The sequence below is a fragment of the Pseudomonas sp. LFM046 genome (assembly GCF_000949385.2).
In the GTDB taxonomy this organism is placed as follows: Bacteria; Pseudomonadota; Gammaproteobacteria; order Pseudomonadales; family Pseudomonadaceae; genus Metapseudomonas.
Window position 1 is genome coordinate 1935210 of the sequence record NZ_JYKO02000001.1, and the last position, 25040, is coordinate 1960249.

The 25040-nt window shown below is 64.4% G+C and carries 18 protein-coding genes and 3 tRNA genes; 18 read left to right on the forward strand and 3 right to left on the reverse strand.

Annotated elements, in window-relative coordinates; translation table 11 throughout:
• The 4 genes from TQ98_RS09035 (at position 1) to TQ98_RS09050 (ending at position 1036) form a co-directional block, all read left to right on the forward strand.
• On the forward strand, positions 1–519 hold the full coding sequence (locus TQ98_RS09035) for a type II secretion system protein M (protein WP_082073312.1): 519 nt from the start codon (positions 1–3) through the stop codon (positions 517–519).
• Between the two features lie 149 nt (positions 520–668).
• Positions 669–744 (forward strand) — tRNA-Val (locus tag TQ98_RS09040).
• A gap of 36 nt (positions 745–780) precedes the next feature.
• A tRNA-Asp gene (locus tag TQ98_RS09045) sits at positions 781–857 on the forward strand.
• A gap of 102 nt (positions 858–959) precedes the next feature.
• Positions 960–1036, forward strand: a tRNA-Asp gene (locus tag TQ98_RS09050).
• Between the two features lie 323 nt (positions 1037–1359).
• On the opposite strand, the gene TQ98_RS09055 is transcribed toward TQ98_RS09050, so the two are convergent.
• Positions 1360–2397, reverse strand: a complete 1038-nt coding sequence (locus TQ98_RS09055; RefSeq protein WP_044875004.1) for an AraC family transcriptional regulator — start codon at positions 2395–2397, stop codon at positions 1360–1362.
• Positions 2394–3326 (reverse strand): hydrolase, encoded by a 933-nt coding sequence (locus tag TQ98_RS09060; protein WP_103102921.1) that lies wholly within the window; start codon positions 3324–3326, stop codon positions 2394–2396. The genes TQ98_RS09055 and TQ98_RS09060 overlap by 4 nt, the downstream gene beginning before the upstream one ends.
• Before the next feature lie 204 nt (positions 3327–3530).
• Between TQ98_RS09060 and TQ98_RS09065 the strand changes: the two genes are divergently transcribed.
• The 4 genes from TQ98_RS09065 (at position 3531) to TQ98_RS09080 (ending at position 9334) form a co-directional block, all read left to right on the forward strand.
• Positions 3531–5567, forward strand: coding sequence for an NADPH-dependent 2,4-dienoyl-CoA reductase (locus tag TQ98_RS09065; RefSeq protein ID WP_044875005.1), 2037 nt, complete (start codon positions 3531–3533; stop codon positions 5565–5567).
• A gap of 247 nt (positions 5568–5814) precedes the next feature.
• A complete protein-coding gene (locus TQ98_RS09070) occupies positions 5815–7185 on the forward strand; it encodes a chromosome partitioning protein ParA (RefSeq protein WP_044875006.1) in 1371 nt (456 codons plus the stop codon).
• 72 nt (positions 7186–7257) lie between these two features.
• Positions 7258–8223, forward strand: coding sequence for a pyridoxal-phosphate dependent enzyme (locus TQ98_RS09075; protein WP_177410214.1), 966 nt, complete (start codon positions 7258–7260; stop codon positions 8221–8223).
• A 4-nt stretch (positions 8224–8227) separates the two neighbouring features.
• Complete coding sequence (locus tag TQ98_RS09080) at positions 8228–9334, forward strand: cyclic nucleotide-binding domain-containing protein (protein WP_044875008.1); 1107 nt, start codon at positions 8228–8230, stop codon at positions 9332–9334.
• Between the two features lie 66 nt (positions 9335–9400).
• Here TQ98_RS09080 and TQ98_RS09085 read toward each other — a convergent pair whose 3' ends face one another.
• Positions 9401–10351 carry a DUF1853 family protein gene (locus TQ98_RS09085; RefSeq protein ID WP_044875009.1) on the reverse strand — a complete coding sequence of 317 codons (951 nt, stop codon included), beginning with the start codon at positions 10349–10351 and terminating at the stop codon, positions 9401–9403.
• A gap of 93 nt (positions 10352–10444) precedes the next feature.
• On the opposite strand from TQ98_RS09085, the gene TQ98_RS09090 reads away from it, so the two are divergent.
• From TQ98_RS09090 to TQ98_RS09135, 10 genes are all read left to right on the forward strand, one after another.
• Positions 10445–11332 (forward strand): NAD(+) kinase, encoded by an 888-nt coding sequence (locus TQ98_RS09090; RefSeq protein ID WP_044875010.1) that lies wholly within the window; start codon positions 10445–10447, stop codon positions 11330–11332.
• Positions 11332–12306, forward strand: coding sequence for a metallophosphoesterase (locus tag TQ98_RS09095; protein WP_103102922.1), 975 nt, complete (start codon positions 11332–11334; stop codon positions 12304–12306). The genes TQ98_RS09090 and TQ98_RS09095 overlap by 1 nt, the downstream gene beginning before the upstream one ends.
• Positions 12303–13169, forward strand: a complete 867-nt coding sequence (locus TQ98_RS09100) for a rhomboid family intramembrane serine protease (RefSeq protein WP_044875013.1) — start codon at positions 12303–12305, stop codon at positions 13167–13169. The genes TQ98_RS09095 and TQ98_RS09100 overlap by 4 nt, the downstream gene beginning before the upstream one ends.
• Positions 13170–13205: 36 nt before the next feature.
• Positions 13206–13466, forward strand: coding sequence for a DUF1315 family protein (locus TQ98_RS09105; RefSeq protein WP_044875014.1), 261 nt, complete (start codon positions 13206–13208; stop codon positions 13464–13466).
• The gene (locus TQ98_RS09110) at positions 13466–14296 is read left to right on the forward strand and encodes a DUF2797 domain-containing protein (RefSeq protein ID WP_177410165.1); all 831 of its coding nucleotides are present in this window, start codon (positions 13466–13468) and stop codon (positions 14294–14296) included. The genes TQ98_RS09105 and TQ98_RS09110 overlap by 1 nt, the downstream gene beginning before the upstream one ends.
• A gap of 113 nt (positions 14297–14409) precedes the next feature.
• On the forward strand, positions 14410–17067 hold the full coding sequence (pepN, locus tag TQ98_RS09115) for an aminopeptidase N (protein WP_044875017.1): 2658 nt from the start codon (positions 14410–14412) through the stop codon (positions 17065–17067).
• Between the two features lie 525 nt (positions 17068–17592).
• Positions 17593–19662, forward strand: coding sequence for a DUF1302 domain-containing protein (locus tag TQ98_RS09120; RefSeq protein ID WP_044875018.1), 2070 nt, complete (start codon positions 17593–17595; stop codon positions 19660–19662).
• A gap of 63 nt (positions 19663–19725) precedes the next feature.
• Positions 19726–21093 carry a DUF1329 domain-containing protein gene (locus tag TQ98_RS09125; RefSeq protein ID WP_044875019.1) on the forward strand — a complete coding sequence of 456 codons (1368 nt, stop codon included), beginning with the start codon at positions 19726–19728 and terminating at the stop codon, positions 21091–21093.
• 311 nt (positions 21094–21404) lie between these two features.
• Positions 21405–22493: a YCF48-related protein gene (locus TQ98_RS09130; protein ID WP_044875020.1), complete on the forward strand. Its 1089-nt coding sequence runs from the start codon at positions 21405–21407 to the stop codon at positions 22491–22493.
• A gap of 18 nt (positions 22494–22511) precedes the next feature.
• Entirely contained in the window at positions 22512–24887 is a 2376-nt protein-coding gene (locus tag TQ98_RS09135; protein WP_044875021.1) for an RND family transporter, read from the forward strand.
• The last annotated feature ends 153 nt before the right edge of the window (positions 24888–25040 follow it).

Here is a 25040-nt window from a genome sequence, read left to right on the forward strand (position 1 = left end):
ATGCTCGACGCAATCAGGACGCCGCTCCAGGCGCAATGGCAGGCTTCCTCGGTGGGTGCACGCTGGCGTGCCCTGCCGTCCCGGGACCGCATGGCCCTGCTGGGATTGGGCATTTTCCTCGCATTGGTCCTGCTCTACCTGCTGCTTTGGCTGCCGGCCGAGCGCCGCCTGGCCAGTGCCCGCGAATTCTTCGAAACCCAGCGCAGCCTGCATGCCTACCTGCAACTTCACGCACCCGAGGCGCGGGCGGTGCAGGGCAAACCCCAGAGTCAGGTGGAGCCGGAGCGCTTGCAGGGGCTGGTCACCGCGACGGCGGCTCAACAGGGGCTCGCTGTCGAGCGCATCGAGAGCGATGCGCCCGGCGCCGTGCAGGTGAACCTGCAGCCCGCCGCCTTCCCCAACTTGCTGCGCTGGCTCGGCGTACTGGAAGGGCAAGGGGTGCGGATCGATGAAGCCGGGATGGACCGCAGCGAAGATGGCCGAGTGACCGCCCGGCTTTCCCTCAAGGTGGGCGGCTGAGGTTGCACCGGAAGAGGGCGGGCGCTTCGAGACGGTGCGTTTGTGCGGCGGCTATGGAATCGTTTGAACGACCGATCTGAAGAAAAATTCCATACAGGGTGTTGACTTAGCTGATCCCTCTGCGTAAATTGCGCGCCTCGCAAGGCGATGGGTGGTTAGCTCAGCCGGGAGAGCATCTGCCTTACAAGCAGAGGGTCGGCGGTTCGATCCCGTCACCACCCACCATTCCTTGTGAGATTCGGACGAAAGTCCGGCCGACGCGCAGCGGTAGTTCAGTCGGTTAGAATACCGGCCTGTCACGCCGGGGGTCGCGGGTTCGAGTCCCGTCCGCTGCGCCATATTTCCCATGTTCGAGATGCTCGGGCATGAGGCGGCAAGGTCCACAGGATCAGGTCGCCAGACGATGCAAAGGTTTCACCGGACGCAAGTCCAGCCGACACGCAGCGGTAGTTCAGTCGGTTAGAATACCGGCCTGTCACGCCGGGGGTCGCGGGTTCGAGTCCCGTCCGCTGCGCCATATAGAGAAGCCCTCAGGTAGCGATACCTGGGGGCTTTTTCTTTTCCTGGCTTTCATCCCGCCGCTACGTTCAACACGCCAGTAGGGTGCGCCATGCGCACCAGACAGTCCGCGTAGAGGGTACGAGAACGCTCAGCGCTCTCTGGCTGAAGTAATTTTCCCGTCACCTGGAATCCTTAGCCTGTTGGCATGGTCTTTGTTTTCATGACCTCGACAGACACCAGGAGGAGACCAGGATGGACGATTACCAGGAAGAAATTCTCGATTTCCACGCCACCGAACAAGACCCGGTGGAGCCCGCCGACGACGCCACTGAAATGTGATCAGCCTGCCTGGCGCTGGGCGCGGCGGAACTCCCCGGGAGTGCTGCCGCTCCAGCGCTTGAAGGCGCGCTGGAAGGCTTCCGCCGAGGCGAAGCCGAGCAGGTAGGCGATTTCGCCAAAGGCCAGTTCCGTGTCGCGGATGTAGGCCATGGCCAGGTCGCGCCGGGTTTCATTGAGGATGGCGCGGAACTGGGTGCCTTCCTCGGCCAGCTTGCGGCGCAGTGTCCAACTGGGCATCTGCAGGCGCGCCGCCACCTCCTCCAGGTCCGGCTCCCGCCCGTGCAGCAACGGCCCCAGCAGCTGGGTAATGCGCTCACGCAGGCTGCGGGTGCGGGTCAGCTGCAGCAGTTCACGCTCACAGATATCCAGCAGTTGCCGCCAGGTGCTGGGGCAGTGTTCGCGCCCGAGAGTCGCCAGGGTGTCCAGGGATAGGCGCAGCTGATTGGCGCCGGCCTCGAATTCCACCGGACAACCGAAGTGCTCGGCATAGCGTTCGGCGTAGTCCGGCGCAGGAAATTCGATCTCTACCTTCTCCACCCGGATGCCGCTGCCGGCCAATTGGCCCAGATAGCTCAGCCAGCCCGCCAGTATCGAATCCACCACGAAGCGGTTATAGGCGTTGTACGGGCTGATGGAATAGAAGCGCAGCCAGGCGCCTTTGCTGTCTTCGTGGAAGCTGGATTGGCCGCGGTAATTACTGGCGTAGAGCCGTTCGAAGCGGGTCAGGGCGCGAGCCGCTTCCCGCAGGTTCGGCGCCTGGGCCGCGCAGACGCCCGTAAGGCCCAGGTGCCCCAGGCGGCTCAGGCGTCCCATGGCCAGGCCAAGGGCTGGGTCGCCACTCTGCTGGATGGCCGCGTGGCCCAGGCGCATGTAGCGCGGAATCGACAGGCGCGCCTGAGGCTCGGCCATCCGAGCAGCATCCAGTCCGAAGCGTTCCAGCAATTCCCCGGGGCATTGGCCGGCCTCTTCCAGGGCCGCCGCCATGCTATGGACGAAGCCTACGGACAGGTCGCCCAGCTTTACCCGTTGCGGTTTCATCGGGGCTCCAGCCAGGCATTGAGCAGGTGAGTGCCTGGCGCCTTGCTGGCCTGAGGAGCGGCGGCAGGCGTCAGTTCGCTGCCGGCCGGGGCGTTGTACAGCGGCCAGAGCCGGCCGCGCAGGAAGAGCGCTTCGCTGGCGCTGCCCTGGCCGTTGTTCAGGGTCACCTGGTTCTGCGGGTAGCCCGGGCTCCAGCTGCGGGTAATGGTGACCTGGCCGCTGGTGGTTTGCAGGCTTTGCCGGGACTCGCCCCGGGCGCTTTGCGGCCAGGGCTGGCTGAAGGGTTCACCCAGCAGCCGACCATCCGGGGAGAAGGCGAGCGCCAGGTTGTAGAGGGCGCCGTGGCCGCTACGCAGCTTGCCGTCCTTGAAATAGGGCGAGGGCAGCAGGATGGAGCCGGCGAGGATGGTCACCCGGTACTGGCTGGCCAGGCCGCTGAACAGCTTCTGGTAGTCCCGCGCCATGCGTCGTGCCTTGGCGCGCAGCAGCGCCTCTTCCAGGTCCTGGCCCTGGAGGAACAGGCGACCCAGCAGGGTGGGGTGGCTGAGGGTGAGCAGGCGGCCGGTCTCGGCGAAGGTGCGGGCCTGGTAGAGATGGTGCTTTTCGTCCCGCAGCAGCAGCCAGGTGCCGATATGGTCGGGCAGGGCGACCACCGTTTTCTCGTTCAGCAGGCCCTTGGCGCGGGCCTGGTCCAGGGCGGCGGCCAGCTTCATGCGCAGCAGGTCGGGGTCGCGGTAGTCGCTGGGGTAGAGCGCCGGGCGGATTGCCAGCAGGTTGCCGCTGGTGCCGGCTGCGCCGACGTCGCTGGCGAGGCTGGCACGCAGGTCGGACAGGTAATGCGCGCGCGGCCGCTCGCCGGTCCAGACCGCATAGGCGGTCATGCAGCTCACCAGGATGGCGGCGATCAGAGGCGTCAGCAGTTTGCGCATGGGAATTCCGGAAATTCTGGATGCCGCTCAGGGTAGGGGAGGCAGTGGGGATTGCCAAGGGTGACTGTCAGTTTGGGTCAGTAACTTGTTACTTCCGATCATTGAGGCGGCCACGTCCGGTCTTTATCGTCTGCCCCACAACCGACCCCGGCCCGCAGAGGCCAGGGGCACTTCGTGAATAGCACTGCCTGTTGTGGAGGAACCATGACCGCCGCCCGTTACCCGCATCTGCTCGCGCCCCTCGACCTGGGCTTCACCACCCTGAAGAACCGCACCCTGATGGGCTCCATGCACACCGGCCTGGAAGAAAAGCCCAACGGATTCGAGCGCATGGCCGCCTACTTCGCCGAGCGTGCCCGTGGTGGCGTCGGCCTGATGGTCACCGGCGGCATCGGCCCGAACGCCGAAGGTGGCGTCTATGCTGGCGCAGCCAAGCTGACCACCGTGGAAGAGGCTGAAAAGCACCGCATCGTCACCCGCGCGGTGCACGAGGCGGGCGGCAAGATCTGCATGCAGATCCTCCATGCCGGTCGCTACGCCTATAACCCCAAGCAGGTGGCGCCGTCGGCCATCCAGGCACCGATCAACCCCTTCAAGCCCAACGAGCTGGATGAGGCGGGTATCGAGAAGCAGATCCAGGACTTCGTCACCTGCTCGTCGTTGGCCCAGCAGGCCGAGTACGACGGCGTCGAGATCATGGGATCCGAGGGCTACTTCATCAACCAGTTCCTCGCCGCCCACACCAACCAGCGCACCGACCGCTGGGGTGGCAGCTACGAGAACCGCATGCGCCTGGCGGTGGAGATCGTCCGCCGCGTACGTGAGGCGGTAGGCCCGAACTTCATCATCATCTTCCGTCTGTCCATGCTCGACCTGGTGGAAGGCGGCAGCACCTGGGACGAGATCGTCATCCTGGCCAAGGCCATCGAAGCCGCTGGCGCCACCCTCATCAACACCGGCATCGGCTGGCACGAGGCGCGCATTCCCACCATCGCCACCAAGGTGCCGCGCGCGGCCTTCACCAAGGTCACCGCCAAGCTGCGTGGCGAGGTGAAGATTCCGCTGATCACCACCAACCGCATCAACACCCCGGAAGTGGCCGAGCAGGTTCTGGCCGAAGGCGATGCCGACATGGTGTCCATGGCCCGTCCCTTCCTGGCCGACCCGGACTTCGTGAACAAGGCCGCCGAAGGCCGCGCCGACGAGATCAACACTTGCATCGGCTGCAACCAGGCCTGCCTGGACCACACCTTCGGCGGCAAGCTCACCAGCTGCCTGGTCAACCCCCGTGCCTGCCACGAGACCGAGCTGAACTACATCCCGGTCGTCCAGGCCAAGAAGATCGCCGTGGTCGGCGCCGGCCCGGCGGGCCTCGCAGCCGCCACCGTCGCCGCCGAACGTGGCCACAGCGTGACCCTGTTCGACGGCGCCTCCGAGATTGGCGGCCAGTTCAACGTGGCCAAGCGCGTACCGGGCAAGGAGGAGTTCTTTGAAACCCTGCGCTACTTCAAGCGCAAGCTGGACACCTCCGGCGTCGACCTGCGCCTGAACACCCGGGTTTCCGCTGACGACCTGGCCAAGGGCGGTTTCGACGAAATCATCCTCGCCACCGGTATTTCCCCCCGCACCCCGGACATCCCCGGCATCGATCACCCGAAGGTGATCGGTTACCTGGACGCCATCCTCCAGCGCAAGCCGGTGGGGCAGAAGGTGGCGGTGATCGGCGCCGGCGGCATCGGCTTCGACGTCTCCGAGTTCATCACCCACCAAGGCGAATCCACCAGCCTGAGCCGCGAGGCCTTCTGGAAGGAGTGGGGCATCGACGGCGCCCTGGAGGCCCGTGGCGGTATCAAGGGTATCCAGGCGCAGCCGCATCCGGCGGCGCGTCAGGTGTTCCTGCTGCAGCGCAAGAAATCCAAGGTGGGCGACGGCCTCGGCAAGACCACCGGCTGGATCCATCGCACCGGCCTGAAGAACAAGCAGGTGCAGATGCTCAACGCAGTGGAGTACCTCAAGGTAGACGACGCCGGCCTGCACATCCGCATCGCCGAGGGCGAACCCCAGGTGCTGCCGGTGGACACCGTGATCGTCTGTGCCGGCCAGGACCCGCTGCGTGAACTGCACGAAGGCCTTGTGGCTGCCGGGCAGAGCGTGCACCTGATCGGCGGTGCCGATGTGGCCGCCGAGCTGGATGCCAAGCGCGCCATCAATCAGGGGTCGCGCCTGGCCGCCGAACTCTGATCCCCTCCGCCGCCCGGTTCCCCGCCGGGCGGCTTTCCCTCCAGTTCCAACCACGTCACAATTTCGTCCTGCCGCCGGTCCGACGGGCTTTGGCGGCAGGCGAGTGCCAACCCAGTCACATTGCTCGCCGGCTAATATCCCCTAGACTTTTCTACAGTCCGGATCAGTGCGTGCGGGTTGAACCCGCGCACGTCAGGCCCCCATCAACGCCCACCGCGATTCACCGCACTGAGCCAGAGGTCGAGGGATGAGCAAGCTTAAGAAGCCGCAACTGGTGGAAGCCGTCGTGTTTTACAACGACCGCGGCATCTGCAAGCAGATGCTCTACTCCGAATTCGAAGCGATCCTTGACGGCGTGGTCGGTCTGCCGGAGTTCGCCGACAGCCAGGTGCGCCTGGCCTACCTGATGATCAACGCGCGCCTGCAAGTGCGCTCGGTGGTTTTCTTCTACCTCGACTTCGATGAAGACGGCCGTGCCGATACCGGCTGGAACCTGCCCCTGCGGCAGTTGGCCGAACGTGCCGGACGCGGCCCTGACCTGGGCGCCGGGCCCATCCGCCTGGCCTGTCGCAGCCAGTGCCCGGTGTCCTGGCAGCAGATGCACCTCTGGGACCCGAGCCTCAACGCCGACTGCAATGACCTCGCGCTGCTGCGCGATGCGGTCAAGGTCAACAGCCTCGGGGTGCTGGTGGAGGAGGAGGCGCCCCAGGTGCTGGATGCCGAACGGTTGCAGGTGGCTCAGGAAGACAGTTGGTACGCGCCGCCGGAAATCACCAAGGAGATGGCCGAGCAACTGGCGGAGAAGATGGAAAAGGAGCATCGGCTGAAGACCGCCCAGCTGGTGCGCCAGCAGCGTCTGCGCCTCAGCTCCCTCAACCAGCAGAACGAAGAGGCCCTGGCCCGTGTGCGCCAGGCCGCCGACCAGAGCAATTCGGCCTTGCAGGAGCAGATGCGCGCCCTGCAGCACGCCTTGCGCCAGCAGGAGGAGGTCAATGCCGGATTGCAGGCCCAGCTCGCTGGCGAAACGGAGCGTTACCAGGCCAGCCGCGAAGAAATGGCCCTGCAAATGCGTGCCCTGGAACGCCACGGACGCACCGAGGCGGATATCCTCCGGGCCCAGTTCGAGGGCGAGCTCCAGGCGCGGGTCGACGCTGCCGTGAACGAGTACCGCGAGCAGCTTGCCATCCGCGATGTCGAGTTGGCCTACCGCGACCAGGTGGATGCCCAGTTGCAAGCCGAGATCAATCGTCTGCGCCAGGAATGCGAAGCCCTCGAAGGCCAGTCAGGCCAACAGGTGCTGGAGCGCCTGTCCCAGTTGGGGGTGGTCTTCGTCGTCTATCATCCCGGCGCCGGTCACCTGACCATTCCGCTGACCGATATCCCCCGCTACCAGGACAACCCCCAGGCCTACGCAGCGGCCAAGTGCTTCGTGTCCGAGACCCAGTACCGCCAGTGGCTGGCCCATTACCAACAGCCCACCTGCGAGGCGAGCCTGCCCAGCGGCGAGCGCTGCAGCATGCCCATCGATCGCGTCGAGGCCCCCAGCCGCTTCGTCGTCGGCGAATCCAACTGCTGCCCCCGGCATCGGGCGGGAGGGCGCCTGCGTACCGCCGGCTGAGCGGCGTTCACTCCACGCTCACGAATTTTCCTTGCGCCCGCTGATCGGGCGCCGACGGACTCGACCTTGCCCCTGACCCTGCCTGACTGGAACCCGCGCGCCATCCTTGAACCGCTGCGCCTGCCCTGGCTGGCCACGGCCGGCGTGGAAGTGGCCGTGCTGCGCCTGGATGCCCTGGATCCGTTGGTGTCCGGCAACAAGTGGTTCAAGCTGGCACCCTACCTGGCACGGGCCGCGCGTGAAGGCGCCGAGGGCGTGATCAGCCTGGGTGGTGCCCATTCCAATCACCTCCATGCGCTGGCGGCAGCGGGCAAGCGCTTCGGCTTTCCCACTGTCGGTCTGCTGCGCGGCGAGCCACAGGACACGCCCACGGTACGGGATCTCGAGCGCTTCGGCATGGCGCTCCACTGGCTGGGCTACGGCGGCTATCGCGCACGCCACCAGCCGGGCTTCTGGGAGCCCTGGCTACAGCGTTACCCACGCTTCCAGCCGGTGCCTGAAGGAGGTGGCGGCTTGCCGGGTGCCCAGGGCTGTGCCGCGTTGGTGGAAATGATCCGCGAACAACTGCCGTCGCTGGGCTGGGACGACTACCACAGCCTCTGGACTGCCGCCGGCACCGGTACCACTTTGGCTGGCCTGGTGCTGGGCGAGGAGGGCCGGCACCCGGTGATGGGGGCGCTCGCAGTGCCGCCGGACCATGGTGTGGCCGAGCAGGTGAGCGCCATCCTGGCTGAGTCAGGGCGGGCAGACGCGGGCTATCGCCTGATCGACGCCAGCCGTGCCGGCTTCGCCCGCCTGGATGCCGAGTTCGCACGTTTTCTGCTGGATAGCGAGCGGGAGAGTGGTGTCCCGCTGGATCCGGTTTATACCGCCAAGTCCGTGCTTGCCATCGCGGGCGAAGTGCGGGCCGGACGCATCCCGTCCGGCAGCCGGCTGGTGCTGTTGCACACCGGCGGCCTGCAAGGGCGTCGGGCCATGCAGGCCGATCTGTTGAAACTGGCCGGCTACACTGACCGGGCAGTGCAAGAACAAGGATGATTCCATGAGCGAACCCCTGAATCCCCAGCAACTGCGTAGCCTGGTTCCGCTCAACGCGCTGTCCGACCAACAGTGGCGCGAATTGCGTTCACAGCTGGTGCCGCAGCCTCTGCTGGCCGGCCAATTGCTGTTCCGGCGCGGCGACCAGGCGCGCCTGACCTGGTACCTGCTCTCCGGCGAACTGCTGCTGCGTGATGCCGAAGGCGTGGAAGTGCGCCTGGAGGCCGGCAGTGAAGCCAGCTGTCATCCCCTCTCCCCAAGTCTGCCGCGCTTGCATGAAGCCTTGGCGTTGCGCGACTGCTCGCTGTTGTCCATCGACAGTGCAGCCCTGGCACGCCAGCTCACCTGGGGCTCTACCCACCAGGACCTGATGCTGGAAATGGGTCAGGACGGCGACAGCGAGTGGCTCGAGTTCCTGCTCGCCAGTCCGTTGCTGGCCAAGGTGCCGCCGGCCAATGTGCGCAGCATGCTGGAGCGCCTGCGGCGTGTAGAGCTGCCGGCGGGCAGCCAGGTGATGCGCGAAGGGGAGGAGGGCGACTGCTGCTACTTCCTGCAGTCGGGCCGCGCCGAGGTGATTCGTGGCGCAGGCAGCGAGCGGCAACTGCTTGCTGAACTGGAAGTCGGTGCCTGCTTCGGTGAGGAGGCCTTGTTGGGGGATTGCCCGCGCAACGCCAGCATCACCTTGCTGGAGGACAGCGTGCTCCAGCGCCTCGACCGGGAGGACTTCCTCGAACTGCTCAAGGCGCCCGTGGTGGACGAGGTGAGCCTGGGAGAAGCGGTGCGCTTGATGGGCAGCGGCGGCCAGTGGCTGGATGTGCGCCTGCAGGAGGAGTACGAGCGCGCCCACGCGCCCCAGGCGCTGAACATGCCGCTGCACCTGCTACGGCTGAAGGCGCGCCTGCTCAGAAGCGGAGGCACCTACCTGTGCTATTGCGACAGCGGCAAGCGCAGCGCCAGCGCGGTCTTCATGCTGTCCCAACTGGGCTTTCGCGCCTACGCCCTGAGGGACGGCCTGGACGCCCTGCCGGCGGTGCAGCGGGATGCCCTCATCAGCGAAGCCGGCTCCGGCTACCTGGCCCGCTCCGGTGGGCGGGTCGAACGCAGCCGCTGATCCCCTGTCAGCGTGACGTTTCGGGCCTGCCGTTCGGGGGCGGTTTGCCCATCGACGGAACCCGGATCATGCCTGCAACGGTTCCAGCGGCCAGCGGTCGCTGACCACGAAGACCCGCTCGGTTTCCATCCAGCGCCCATCGTCATCTGGCTCCAGGCGCACCAGCAAGCGGGCGGGGCTGTCAGGCTCCAATTGTTGGCGCCATTGGAGGAAGCGCTCTTTGCTCCAGCACCCCTCGGCCTCGCAGGTGGCTGGGGCGAGCCAGGATTGCCGGGGTAGCGGTTGCCAACTGCCGTCCCCGGCCTGGTCGAGGAAGTCGTCCAGCTCGTTGTGGCGCAGCCAACGGCCCTGCAGGTGGGCGGGGTTGGCGCCCAGCGGGGCGGTGCAGCTGCCCGGCCACGGATAGAAGAGATAGCCGCCGAGCCAGAGTTCGGCGCTGGCCGGTTGGGCATCCAACTCGTCCAGCACCTGGCGGCTCTCGGGGCTGGCGGAAAGCGGCAACTGGTGCTGGCTGAGGTGCTCCAGTTTGAGGTCCAGGCGATCGTGGCTGCCCGGACCCAGCCATTCCGACGGATTGCTGCCGTCGCCATGACGCGGCCCCAGGTAGAGCTTGATGGCCAGTTCCAGGTGGTGCACGCCTTCGGCATCCCGCAGCAGGAGATCCAGTTCGCCCAGGGTCTGGCCAGCGATGCGGATCGGCAGGTTGGCCGCCAGCAGTTCCACGTCTGGCGCCTGGCCCAGGGCGAACTGCCAGAGGCGCTCGTAGTAAAGACCAAGGCGGCGGTTGGTTGCCTGCGCCAGCCAGTGCTCAAGCGCGTCAGGCGTCTTGTCCAGGCCGCGCAGCCAGTCGGCCAGGTGCTCGGGGTGGTCGGCCCAGCCGCTGGCGCAGAGGGGGTGGCGCTGGCGCCAGGGTGATTGGCTGAGCAGTGGCGGCGAGAGTAATGCCCAGGCCAGGTCGCGCACGCCGGCGTGGCGCAACTGGCGGGGGAGGTCGGTAATCGATTCGAAGGCTTGCATGCTGCGAGCATAGCTGACTGCGGTTTGCCGCTGTCCGCAGCTATCCCCCATAATTCCGCCATTCCCCATCCTGCCATGCCGTTCTGGAGCCCCATGGAGCAATTCCGCAATATCGGCATCATCGGTCGCCTGGGCAGTTCCCATGTGCTCGACACCATTCGCCGCCTGAAGAAATTCCTTCTGGACCGCCATCTCCATGTGATCCTCGAGGACACCATCGCCGAAGTCCTGCCGGGACACGGCCTGCAGACGTCGTCGCGGAAGATCCTCGGTGAGGTCTGCGACCTGGTGATAGTGGTCGGCGGCGACGGCAGCATGTTGGGTGCAGCGCGAGCCCTGGCCCGGCACAACGTACCGGTGCTGGGCATCAACCGCGGCAGCCTGGGCTTCCTCACCGACATCCGTCCCGACGAGCTGGAAGTGAAGGTGGCCGAGGTGCTGGACGGCCGCTACAGCGTCGAGACGCGCTTCCTGCTGGAGGCGGAGGTGCGTCGTCACGGCGAGGCCATCGGCCAGGGCGATGCGCTGAACGACGTGGTGCTGCACCCCGGCAAATCGACCCGGATGATCGAATTCGAGCTGCATATCGACGGCCAGTTCGTCTGCAGCCAGAAGGCCGACGGCCTGATCATCGCCACCCCTACCGGCTCCACGGCCTACGCGCTGTCCGCCGGCGGGCCGATCATGCATCCCAAGCTCGACGCCATCGTCGTCGTGCCCATGTATCCGCACACCCTGTCCAGCCGGCCCATCGTGGTAGACAGCACCAGTGAGCTGAAGATCGTGGTTTCGCCCAATCTGCAGATCTATCCGCTGGTGTCCTGCGATGGCCAGAACCACTTCACCTGTGCCCCCGGCGATACCATCACCGTGGCCAAGAAGCCGCAGAAGCTGCGCCTGATCCATCCCCTGGATCACAACTACTACGAGGTCTGCCGGACCAAGCTGGGCTGGGGCAGCCGACTCGGCGGAGGCGACTGATGAGCCTCGATCCGGCCCGTGGCTACGACCTGATCGGCGACGTCCACGGCTGCGCCCATACCCTGGAACGCCTGCTCGACCGCTTGGGCTACCGCAAGCAGGGTGACGTCTGGCGGCACCCGCAGCGGATGGCGCTGTTCCTGGGCGACATCATCGATCGCGGCCCACGTATCCGCGAGGCGCTGCATCTGGTTCACGCCATGGTGGAGGCTGGGCAAGCCCGTTGCATCATGGGCAACCACGAATTCAACGCCCTGGGCTGGAGCACGCCGGCGCCGCCTGGTAGCGGCCGTCACTTCGTCCGCGAGCACACGCCGCGCCATGCCCGCCTGATCAAGGAAACCCTGGAGCAGTTCGAAGGCCATCCGGCGGACTGGCGGGACTTCCTCGGCTGGTTCTACGAACTGCCGCTGTTCCTTGATGGCGGCCGCTTCCGCATGGTCCACGCTTGCTGGGACGGCGAGATGATCGCCGCGCTGCGGGACATGCATCCGGACGGTCGTATCAACGAGGCGTTCCTCAAGGCCGCCGCCGAGCCCTCCAGCTTCGCCACGCGGGTGTTCGACCGGCTGCTGCGTGGTACCGACCTGCCGCTGCCCGGCGGCATGACCCTGACGGGCAGCGACGGCTTCACCCGCTCGGTGTTCCGCACCAAGTTCTGGGCCGAGGACCCGCAGACCTACGGCGATGTGGTCTTCCAACCGGACGCCCTGCCGGAGCAGGTGGCCAGCCAGCCGCTGTCCCAGGCCCACAAATCGCGTCTGCTCAGCTACGGCCCGCAGGAACCGATCCTGTTCGTCGGCCACTATTGGCGGCGTGGCCGCCCGGCGCCGATTCGCGGCAACCTGGCTTGCCTGGACTACAGCGCGGTGATGTACGGCAAGCTGGTGGCGTATCGGTACGACCAGGAAACCCGCCTGGACCCGGACAAATTCGTCTGGGTGGAAGTCGAGCGCCCCGAGGAGTCCAGATGAGCGCGGTCGAAGTATTGCGGCTGCCCTTGACGGTGGACCTTTCCGGTTTCATCGCCTTGCTGCGGCGGCTGGAAGTGCCTTACCGCGTTAGCGAGGAATCCGGCGAGCAGGTGCTCTGGGTGCCGGGGCCGCAGTTGGCGGAACAGGTGCGCGGGCTGTACGAGCGCTACCCCGATGGCGATCCGCACTTCCAGTTGTCGGAGGATACGCCGAAGGAGGCGCCGCGCGCCGGTCTGCTTGCCCAGCTCAAGGCCCGCCCCATTACCAGCCTGGTGCTGTTACTGACCCTGGTGGTGGCTGGGCTGACCAACCTGGGAGACAACTTTTCGGTCATTCGCTGGCTGAGTTTCCAGGACTTCGAAATCCAGGGCGACTTCATCTATTTCCTGCCCGTGGCCGATGGTCTGGAAGCCGGACAGTGGTGGCGCCTGGTGAGCCCCATGCTGATCCACTTCGGCATCCTGCACCTGGCGATGAACGCCATGTGGTTCTGGGAACTGGGGCGGCGTATCGAGTCGCGCCAGGGCGGACTCATGCTGCTGGCGCTGACCCTCGGCTTTAGCCTGGTGTCCGATGTCGCCCAGTTCTTCAGCAGCGGCCCAACGCTGTTCGGCGGGCTTTCCGGCGTGCTCTACGGCCTGCTCGGCCATTGCTGGGTGTTCCAGCGCCTGGCGCCGTGCCCGGCCTACCGGCTGCCGCCGGGGGTGATGGCGATGATGCTGGTCTGGCTGCTGGTCTGCCTGTCCGGGCTGATCACAGCACTGGGCTTTGGCGCCATCGCCAATGGCGCGCACGTCGGCGGGCTGGTCGCGGGCTGTGCCACCGGACTGATTGGGGGTGCCCTGGCTCGTCTACGCCGTTAGAATGCGCAGCCTGTTCCATTTCCCTGCGAGGGGCCCATGTCGTCTTTTGCCCAACTGATCAGCAACATCACCCAGGATGTCTACGAGAGCCTCAAGCTGGCCGTGGAACTCGGCAAGTGGCCGGACGGCCGCAAGCTGACCCAGGAGCAGAAGGAGCTGTCGTTGCAGGCGGTGATCGCCTGGGAAATGAAGAACCTGCCCGAGGAAGAGCGCACTGGCTACATGGGCCCGCAGGAGTGCAGCTCCAAGTCCGAGCCCATCCCCAACATTCTGTTCAAGTCGAATTCGGTTCACTGATGCTGGAACTAGGACGCGGCACACTGAGCAAGATGTCGGTGCGCCTAGAAGCTCCCGTGCAATACGGCTTTCGCCTGGGCGAAGCGGAAGTTGCGGCAAACCCGCTGATCGGCAAGCAGCTGCGCCTGGAGTTCCTCGGCGCCATCCACTGCATCCACTGCGGGCGCAAGACAAAAAAGAGCTTCAGCCAGGGCTACTGCTACCCCTGCTTCACCAAGCTGGCGCAGTGCGACAGCTGCATCGTTAGCCCGGAGAAGTGCCATTACGACGAGGGCACCTGCCGCGAGCCGGAGTGGGGCGAGCGCTTCTGCATGACCGACCACGTCGTCTACTTGGCCAACTCCTCGGGCGTCAAGGTGGGCATCACCCGTGCCAGCCAGGTTCCGACCCGTTGGATCGACCAGGGCGCCAGCCAGGCGCTGCCGATCTTCCGTGTGGCCACCCGCCAGCAATCCGGCTTCGTCGAGGACCTGCTGCGCAGCCAGGTGGCCGACCGCACCAACTGGCGCGCCATGCTCAAGGGTGATGCGCCCCCGCTGGACCTGCCGGTCATCCGTGACGAGTTGTTCGATCACTGCGCCGAGGGCATTCGCGCCCTGCAGGATCGCTTCGGCCTGCAGGCGATCCAGCCGGTCATGGACCTGGCGCCCATCGAGATCAGCTATCCGGTGGATGCCTATCCGACCAAGGTCGTCAGCTTCGACCTGGACAAGACGCCGGTGGTGGAAGGTACGCTGCGGGGCATCAAGGGCCAGTACCTGATCCTCGATACCGGCGTGATCAACCTGCGCAAGTACACCGCCTACCAGTTGGCCATCAGCGCCGCGTAGCTCACGTCATCAAGTAGTCAGGTCGGCAGGGGAATAGTCCATACTCCGACCTTGCCCCATTCATCAGGCGCGGCCCAGGGTTATGGGGCCGCCCCGCAATCGAAGAGACGACCATGCGCACCGAGCAACCGAAAGTCATCTACCTCAAGGACTATCAGGCCCCCGAGTACCTGATCGACGAGACCAACCTGACCTTCGAGTTGTACGAGGACCACACCCTGGTCCACGCCCAACTGGTGATGCGCCGCAATCCGGAGCGCGGCGACGGCCTGCCGCCCCTGATGCTGGACGGCCAGCAACTGGAGCTGCTGTCGCTGTCCATGGACGACCGCGAGCTGACCGCCGCCGACTACCAGCTGGATGACAGCCACCTGACCCTGCAGCCGAAGTCGAAGTCCTTCACCCTCGACAGCACCGTACGCATCCACCCGGAAACCAACACCGCGCTGGAAGGCTTGTACAAGTCGGGCAAGATGTTCTGCACCCAGTGCGAGGCCGAGGGTTTCCGCAAGATCACCTATTACCTTGATCGCCCGGATGTGATGAGCAAGTTCACCACCACGGTGAGCGCCGAACAGCATCGCTACCCGGTACTGCTGTCCAACGGCAACCCGGTGGCCAGCGGGGCGGAGGAGGGCGGCCGGCACTGGGCCACCTGGGAAGACCCCTTCAAGAAACCCGCTTACCTGTTTGCCCTGGTGGCGGGTGATCTGTGGTGTGTGGAAGACAGCTTCACCACCATGACCCAGCGTGAAGTGGCCCTGCGCATCTACGTCGAGCCGGAGAACATCGACAAGGTCCAGCACGCCATGGACAGCCTGAAGAAGTCCATGCGCTGGGACGAGGAGGTCTACGGTCGCGAGTACGACCTGGACATCTTCATGATCGTCGCGGTCAACGACTTCAACATGGGCGCCATGGAGAACAAGGGGCTCAACATCTTCAACTCCAGCTGCGTGCTGGCCAAGGCGGAAACCGCCACCGATGCCGCCCATCAGCGTGTCGAGGCCGTGGTGGCTCATGAGTACTTCCACAACTGGTCGGGCAACCGTGTGACCTGCCGCGACTGGTTCCAGCTGTCCCTCAAGGAAGGCTTTACCGTATTCCGCGATGCGGAGTTCTCGGCCGACATGAACTCCCGCACCGTCAAGCGCGTCGAGGACGTGGCTTTCCTGCGCACCAACCAGTTCGCCGAAGATGCCGGCCCCATGGCCCACCCGGTGCGCCCGGACTCCTTTATCGAGATCTCCAACTTCTACACCCTGACCGTCTATGAAAAGGGCTCGGAAGTGGTGCGCATGATTCACACCCTGCTGGGTGCCGAAGGGTTCCGCAAAGGCACCGACCTCTATTTCGAGCGCCATGACGGCCAGGCCGTGACGTGCGACGACTTCGTCAAGGCCATGGAAGACGCCAACGGCGTCGACCTGACCCAGTTCAAGCGCTGGTACAGCCAGTCCGGCACCCCGCGCGTGACCGTGGAAGAGGTGTTCGACGCCACCGCGAAAACCTACAGCCTGACCTTCCGCCAGAGCTGCCCGGCCACTCCCGGCCAGAAGGAAAAGCAGCCTTTCGTCATTCCGGTGGAGCTTGGCCTGCTGGACAGCAACGGCCGCGAACTGCCCCTGCGCCTGCAGGGTGAGGCGGCGGCCCAGGGCACCAGCCGCGTGCTGGCGCTGAATGAGGCCGAGCAGCGCTTCACCTTTGTAGAGGTGCCGGAACGTCCGCTGCCTTCGCTGCTGCGCGGGTTCTCGGCGCCGGTGAAACTGGCGTTTCCCTACAGCCGTGACCAGCTGATGTTCCTGATGCAGCACGATTCGGACGGCTTCAACCGCTGGGAAGCTGGCCAGCAACTGTCGGTGCAGGTGCTGCAGGAGCTGATCGGCCAACATCAGCGTGGCGAGCCGTTGGTGCTGGACCCGCGCCTGATCACTGCCTTGCGCACCCTGCTGGAAGACGCGTCCCTGGACCAGGCCATGGTGGCGGAGATGCTGTCGCTGCCGAGCGAGGCCTATCTCACCGAAATCAGCGAAGTGGCGGATGTGGATGCCATCCACGCCGCCCGCGAATTCGCCCGCCAGTCCATCGGTGATGCCCTGTTCCAGCCGCTGCTGGCGCGCTACCAAGCCAACCGCGCGGCGTCCCGTGACACCGCCTATGTGGCCGAGGCCGCGCACATCGCCCGCCGTACCCTGCAGAACATCGCCCTGTCCTACCTGATGCAGAGCGGCAAGGCGGAAGTGCTGGAAGCCTGCCTGGAGCAGTTCAACGATTGCGACAACATGACCGAGCGCTTGTCCGCCCTGGCCGTGCTGGTCAACTCCAGCTTCGAGACGGAGAAGGCCGACGCCCTGGCGCGCTTCGCCGAGCACTTCAAGGATGACCCGCTGGTGATGGACCAGTGGTTCAGCGTGCAGGCCGGGTGCAGTCTGCCGGGTGGGTTGGAGCGGGTTCAGGCGCTGATGCAGCATCCGGCGTTCACGCTGAAGAACCCGAACAAGGTGCGTGCGCTGATCGGTGCCTTCGCCAACCAGAACCTTGTGAACTTCCACCGCGCCGATGGAGCGGGCTATCGCTTCCTCGCCGATCATGTGATCACGCTGAATGCGCTCAACCCGCAGATTGCCTCTCGCCAACTGGCACCGCTGACTCGCTGGCGCAAGTATGACGCCAGCCGTCAGCAGCTCATGAAAGCGGAGCTGGAGCGCATCCTCGCGTCCGGCGAGCTGTCCAGCGACGTCTTCGAAGTGGTTAGCAAGAGCCTCGCCTGACGCCCCCCCTCTCGGCAGCCCGCGAGAGCGGGCTGTCATCCCTTCGAAATCGTTCCTTCATGAAGTGTTACTGGTTAGTTCCGGTAACACTTTTTTGTTACTCAACGAAATATCCCCGACCACAACTATGCGCGATCGGTCTTAAAAGCCCATAAAAGGCTTGACCAGGCAGCCATTAGTATGAACGTTCATCGTCAGTAAGTGTGATCTTGAGTGACAAATCGTGCCAGATCGTCCGACAAGATCGGACAGAAAATCTGGATTTGATCAGTGGATGATCAGTCACTTGTTTGACAATTTTCTGTCGGACGACCTGCGGAACTTTTCTGACAGCTATTTCTGAATTGGCACCATGGTTGCAAAGTCGGTGCTGGTTTGGCCCTGTTTCGGTGCATACGAAGCGGGGTGCGCTCTGCGCTGGGGATTTCCTGCCGAAGCAAAAAAAGCCGCCAAGAGCGGCTGGACAAACAAGCCCGCCTGACGGGCAGCCAATAACAAAGTGATCAGTCCACGGAGTAAGACTCAATGGAGCTCAAGTCCCGTAAGCCCATGTTGCGTTTCGCACCGGCCAAGGCAGGTTTCGCCTTCGCCGGCATTCTGCCGCTGCTGGTAGCCGCCCAGGCCCAGGCAGTGGAATTCAGCTTCGCCAACGATGAAATTTCCGGCTCCATCGACACCACCGTGTCGTATGGCCAGTTGTGGCGCGTCCAGGGTCGCGACAAGACCAACGACGACATCAACACCAACGACGGTAACCGCAACTTCGATACCGGCCTGGTCTCCGAGGTCTACAAGATCACTTCCGACCTGGAAGCGACCTACAAGAACTACGGCATGTTCGTCCGTGGCACCGCTTTCTATGACACCCAGATCATGGACAAGCGCAATGACTACCTGGACAACAACAATCCGCCCCAGCCGAGCCAGAATTTCCCGAAGGATGACAGCTTCACCGACGCGACCCGCGACAAGGCCGGCAGTGACGCGCAGATCCTCGACGCCTACCTCTATGGCAACTGGGACGTGGCCGACATGCCGGTCACCGGCCGTGTGGGCAAGCAGGTGTTCAACTGGGGCGAGGGCATCTTCTACCGCGGTGGCGTGAACACCACCAACCCGGTGGACGCCGCCAAGTTCCGCCTGCCGGGCTCCGAGCTGAAGGAAGTGCTGGTACCGGTGGAAGCCCTGAGCTTCAACCTCGGTCTGACCGAGAACCTGTCGATGGAAACCTTCTACCAATGGAACTGGAAGGAATCGGCCATTGACCCGGTGGGCACCTACTTCTCCGAGACCGACCTGTTTGCCGAGGGCGGGAACACCGCCTATTCCACCCAGCCGCGCCTTACGCCCCTGGCCGGCGCGTACTCTGCGCTGAGCGCCCGAGGGGTGGGTGGCCTGGCCGGTGGTCCTACCGTGAACAGCGACGGCGTGATCAAGGTTGCTTCCATCCGTCCGGATATCAACGCCAAGAACGATGGTCAGTTCGGTGTGGCTTTCCGCTATATCGCCGAAGAACTGAACTCCACTGAGTTCGGCTTCTACTTCGTCAATTATCACGCCAAGGAACCCACCATCCAGGCTGATCTGGGCAGCTACGCGGGCCTGAACCTGCAGCAGGTCGCTCAAGGCGTGGTGACTGGGCAGACCGTTCAGCAGCTGATGCAGGCCGGCTTCACCCAGCAGCAGATCGCCCAGGTCGCCGCAGGCGGCACCACGGGTGTTCCGGCCTTCGACGCCGCCATCGGCGGTGCCTTAGCCAACATTCCCAACCTGGTGAGCGCTGGCCTGTCTGATCCGACCTCGCAGCTGTCCCAGGCCGTTGGCGGCCTAGCCACCATCGACGTGGCGAACCAGGTCGATGCCCGTCGCGAATACGCCGAAGACATCCGCATGTACGGCCTGAGCTTCAACACCACCATTGGTGAAGCCTCGGTCTTTGGTGAGCTGGCCTACCGCCCGAACCTGCCGATCGGTGTCGCCACCACCAACGACCTGCTGGGCGATCTGCTGCTCCAGGCTCCGCAGTTGGCTTCGGGCCAGACCGTCAACATCGGCGGCCAGGACGTCCACCTGGGCGACTCAATCCACAACGTCGAGCGCGTAGAGGCTTACAACAGCTCCCTGGGCACCATCTACAACTTCGGTCCCGGGCTGACTTTCGACTCTCTGATCGGCGTTGCCGAACTGGCTTCCGAGCACCTGCGCGGCAGCTCCCTGCAGTACACCGCGTTCAACGGTGAGAACCGCTACTTCTCCGGCCGTGGCAACAACTCCTACGTCTCCGGTGGCGATCGTGACGATCAGGTCAACAAGAACGCCTACGGCTACACCCTGCTGGTGTCCGGTACCTGGAACGACGTCTACGCCGGTGTGAACATTTCGCCCTATGCCGTCTACAAGGACGACTTCGAGGGTAACTCCTTCCAGACCGGCAACTTCATCGAAGGTCGCAAGGCCTACACCCTGGGCGTGAAGGCGACCTACCTGAACAGCCTGGAGGCCGAGCTGCAGTACACCGAGTTCTACGGCGCTGGCCAGAACAACTCGGCTCGTGATCGCGACAACATCGGTTTCAACGTCAAGTACTCCTTCTAAGCCCAACAAGAACAAGACGGGCGCCTTCGGGCGCCCGACGCAGACCCATCACGGAGAACCCACATGCTGAAGAAGCTTTCGCTGATTAGCGCCGCGGTCGCCCTGGCGCTCTCCGCCAGCAGCGCCATGGCGTCGGTTTCGGCCCAGGACGCCGCCAAGCTCGGCACCAGCCTGACCCCCTTCGGCGCCGAGAAGGCCGGCAACGCCGCCGGTACCATCCCGGCCTGGACCGGCGGTATCACCCAGGCTCCAGCGGGCTACAAGTCCGGCCAGCACCATCCTGACCCGTTCCCGGAAGACAAGCCGCTGTTCACCATCACCAAGGCGAACCTGGACAAGTACAAGGCCAACCTGACCCCGGGTCAGATCGCCCTGTTCAACGCCTACCCGGACAGCTTCCAGATGCCGGTGTACCAGACCCGTCGCTCCGGCTCCGCGCCGCAGTGGGTGTATGACAACACCGTCAAGAATGCCACCAGCGCCAAGCTGCTGGACGGCGGTAACGGCTTCGCCGATGCCTACGGCGGTATCCCGTTCCCGATCCCGCAGAACGGCGTCGAGGCCGTGTGGAACCACATCACCCGTTATCGCGGCTCCTACATCGTGCGCCGCGCCTCGGAAGTGGCTGTGCAGCGCAATGGCGACTACTCCCTGGTGACCTCCCAGCAGGAAGCCCGGTTCAAGTACTACAACCAGCAGGGGTCGTACGCCGACCTGAACAACATCCTCTTCTACTACCTGTCCTTCACCAAGAGCCCGGCTCGCCTGGCCGGTGGTGCGACCCTGGTCCACGAGACCCTGGACCAGGTGAAAGAGCCGCGTCAGGCCTGGGGCTACAACGCCGGCCAGCGCCGCGTGCGCCGTGCGCCGAACCTTGCCTACGACACCCCGATCGCTGCGGCCGACGGCCTGCGTACCGCCGACGACACCGACATGTTCAACGGTGCTCCGGACCGTTACGACTGGAAGCTGGTGGGCAAGAAGGAAATCTACATCCCGTACAACAACTACAAGGTTTCCAGCCCTGAAGTTAAGTACAAGGACCTGCTGCAGCCCGGCCACCTGAACCCGGCCTTTACCCGCAACGAACTGCACCGCGTGTGGGTCGTGGAAGGCACCTTGAAGGCGGGCGCCCGCCACATCTACTCCAAGCGCACCCTGTTCCTCGACGAGGACAGCTGGCAGGCCGCTGTGGTGGACCAGTACGACGGCCGTGGCGAGCTGTGGCGCGTATCGGTGGCTTACCTGAAGAACTACTACGACCTGCCGACCACCTGGTCCGCGCTGGACGTGTTCCACGACCTGCAGGCCCGCCGCTACCACGTGCAGAACCTGGACAACGAAGAGCCGACCACCATCGACTTCACCCAGGCTGTGCCGGACGATGGCTACTTCAAGCCTTCCGCCCTGCGTCGCCGCGGTACTCGTTGATCCCGTAACGCTCCACGAAAAGGCCGCTCTCCGTAGCGGCCTTTTTTTTGCGGTGTCTCTCGCTCCCCACGCCGGGGTGTCCAGTCGGTGGGTAATGCATCCACCTGCCTCGCACTGATCGCCATGTGACAGGTAGTGAAGGAAAGTGATACGGCGGCCCGTGACCGCTCGGTCAGTTATCAGTTACGAAGCGGCTTTCTTGCTTAACAAAACATAACGTCCCGCTGATTGTGCGTGCTTTCCAAAGCTGGCTAGGATTAGGGCGCTGCCTACCAGGGCAGTTTCACCTATAACAATAAGGGGAAAGGTGTATGAGTGAGCCCGTCATGCGGCGCACCCCGTCCGGCCTCTCCGTGGATGCCCTCCACAAGCCGACGTTCCGCTTCCACTCGCCGCTGGCCAAAGCGCTCTCGCTGTTCAGTGTGCTCTCCGTCCTTGCTGCTGCCGCTGCGCCCATTCCCGCGTCCGCGCTGGCTGCTGATGCTCCTGTCCTCTCCATCGAATCGCCCAAGGCCGTGAGCAGCCTGCTGCTCGATGTCGCCCATGCCGGCAAGCGCCTGGTGGCCGTTGGCGACCGTGGCCACATTCTCTATTCCGACGACAACGGCAAGTCCTGGACCCAGGCCAAGGTGCCGACTCGCCAGATGCTCACCGCTGTCTATTTCGTCGATGACAAGAAAGGTTGGGCCGTGGGCCATGACGCCCAGATCCTCGCCAGCGAGGATGGCGGCGCCACCTGGACCCTGCAGTTCGAAGACCTGAAGCGTGAAGCGCCGCTCCTCGACGTCTGGTTCAAGGACGCCAGCACCGGTTTCGCCGTTGGCGCCTACGGTGCCCTGCTGACCACCCAGGACGGTGGCAAGAACTGGGAAGACGTCAGCGACCGCCTGGATAATGAAGACCAGTACCACCTCAACTCCATCACCGCCGTGAAAGACTCCGGCCTGTTCGTGGTGGGTGAGGCGGGCAGCATGTTCCGTTCCGCCGACTGGGGCGAGACCTGGGAACGCCTCGAGGGCCCCTACGAGGGTTCCCTGTTCGGCGTTCTCGGTACTGCCGAGCCTGGCGTGGTGATCGCCTACGGCCTGCGCGGCCACCTGTTCCGTTCCGCCGACTTCGGCAACACCTGGGAAACCGTGCCGCTGAAGACCAGCCACGGCGAACTGGAGTTCGGCCTGTCCGGCGGCGTCCTGCTGCCCGATGGCAGCCTGGTGGTGGTCGGTCACGGCGGCAGCGTGCTGAAGAGCACCGACAACGGCCGCAGCTTCGCGGTGGTGAACCGCAGCGACCGGATGTCTCTCGCCAGTGTCATCGCCGACGAGAAGGGTAACCTGATCCTGGTGGGACAAGGCGGTGTGCGCGTAGCGTCGCCGACCGGCGCCGAGCTGGGCCAACTATAAGAAGGGCGGAGAGTTTCGATGAGTACCCATCACCAGGACAAGGCGACCTTCCTGGAGCGCCTGATCTTCAACAACCGGCCGGCCGTGATCGGCATCTGCCTGCTGGTCAGCGTCTTCCTCTTCTGGCAGGCCATGCATGTGCGGCCGTCCACCAGCTTCGAGAAGATGATCCCGCTGCATCATCCGTACATCCAGAAGATGCTGGAACACCGCAATGACCTGGCCAACCTGGGCAACACCGTGCGTATCTCGGTGGAAGCGGTCAACGACGACATCTTCAGCAAGGAGTACATGGAGACCCTGCGTCAGATCCATGACGAGGTCTTCTACATCTCCGGCGTCGACCGTTCCGGCCTGAAGTCCCTGTGGAGCCCGAGCGTTCGCTGGACCGAAGTGACTGAAGAAGGCTTCGCCGGTGGCGAGGTCATTCCGCAGACCTACGACGGTTCCGCTGCCAGCCTGGAAGAGCTGCGCAACAACGTGCTCAAGTCCGGCCAGATCGGCCGTCTCGTGGCCAACAACTTCAAGTCCAGCATCATCGACGTGCCGCTGCTGGAGTCCTACCCGGACCCGAACGACCAGGGCAAGCTGCTGAAGCTCGACTACCGCCAGTTCTCCCACGAGCTGGAAGAGAAGATCCGCGACAAGTACCAGGCTCAGAACCCCAATGTGAAGGTCCACGTGGTGGGCTTCGCCAAGAAGGTGGGTGACCTGATCGATGGCCTGATCATGGTGGTGATGTTCTTCGGCATCGCCTTCCTCATCACCCTGGTGCTGCTCTACTGGTTCACCTGGTGTATCCGCAGCACCATCGCCGTGCTCATCACCACCCTGGTGGCGGTGGTCTGGCAGCTGGGCCTGATGCACTCCGTAGGCTTCGGTCTGGACCCCTACTCGATGCTGGTGCCATTCCTGATCTTCGCCATCGGCATTTCCCATGGCGTGCAGAAGATCAACGGTATCGCCCTGCAATCCAGTGACGCCGACAACGCCCTGACCGCAGCCCGGCGTACCTTCCGCCAGTTATTCCTGCCGGGCATGATCGCGATCCTCGCCGACGCCGTGGGCTTCATCACCCTGCTGATCATCGACATCGGCGTGATCCGCGAGCTGGCCATCGGCGCCTCCATCGGTGTGGCGGTGATCGTCTTCACCAACCTGATCCTGCTGCCGGTCGCCATTTCCTACGTCGGCATCAGCAAGAAGGCCATCGAGCGCAGCAAGCGGGACGCCAAGCGCGATCATCCGTTCTGGCGCCTGCTGTCCAACTTCGCTCATCCGGTGGTGGCCCCCATCTCCGTGGTGATCGCCCTGATCGCCTTCGGCGGCGGCCTCTGGTATGGCCATAACCTGAAGATCGGTGACCTCGACCAGGGCGCTCCGGAACTGCGTCCGGACTCCCGCTACAACCAGGACAACAACTTCATCATCAACAACTACTCCACCAGCTCCGACGTGCTGGTCGTCATGGTCAAGACCGGCCCCGAAGGCTGCTCCACCCATGACGCCCTGGCGCCGGTGGATGAGTTGATGTGGAAGATGGAGAACACGCCGGGCGTGCAGTCCGCCATCTCCATGGTCACTGTCTCCAAGCAGGTGATCAAAGGGATGAACGAAGGCAACCTGAAGTGGGAAACCCTGTCCCGCAACCAGGACGTGTTGAACAACTCCATCAGCCGTGCCGAAGGCCTGTACAACTCCGACTGCTCGCTGGCCCCGGTGCTGGTGTTCCTCAACGACCACAAGGCCGAGACCCTGTCCCGCGCCGTGGCCGCAGTGGAGGAGTTCGCCAAGGAAAACAACAAGGACGGCCTGCAGTTCCTGCTCGCCGCAGGCAACGCCGGCATCGAAGCGGCCACCAACGAGGTGATCGCCCAGGCCGAGCTGACCATCCTGATCCTGGTGTACATCTGCGTCGCCGTGATGTGCCTGATCACCTTCCGCTCCATCGCCGCCACCCTGTGCATCGTGCTGCCGTTGATCCTCACCTCGGTGCTGGGCAACGCACTGATGGCCTGGCTCGGCATCGGCGTGAAGGTGGCGACCCTGCCGGTGATCGCCCTGGGCGTGGGTATCGGTGTCGACTACGGCATCTACATCTACAGTCGCCTGGAGAGCTTCCTGCGCGCCGGCCTGACCCTGCAGGAGGCCTATTACGAGACCCTGAAGTCCACCGGCAAGGCCGTGCTCTTCACCGGTCTGTGCCTGGCCATCGGCGTCGCCACCTGGATCTTCTCGGCCATCAAGTTCCAGGCCGACATGGGGCTGATGCTGACCTTCATGCTCCTCTGGAACATGTTCGGCGCCCTGTGGCTGTTGCCGGCCCTGGCGCGCTTCCTGATCAAGCCCGAGAAACTGGCGGGCAAGGTCGGAGGTTCCCTGCTGGCCCACTAAGGCGAGTTGATTGAAGAAAAACCGCGGCCCTGGCCGCGGTTTTTTTTATGGGCTGTTCCGGGGACGGTGCCTACGGACTGCGGGAGAGGGAAGCCGTGCCTCGCTCGGAATTCAAAGGGCAGCCCTGCGGCCTGCTTGGCGAATGAATTCGCC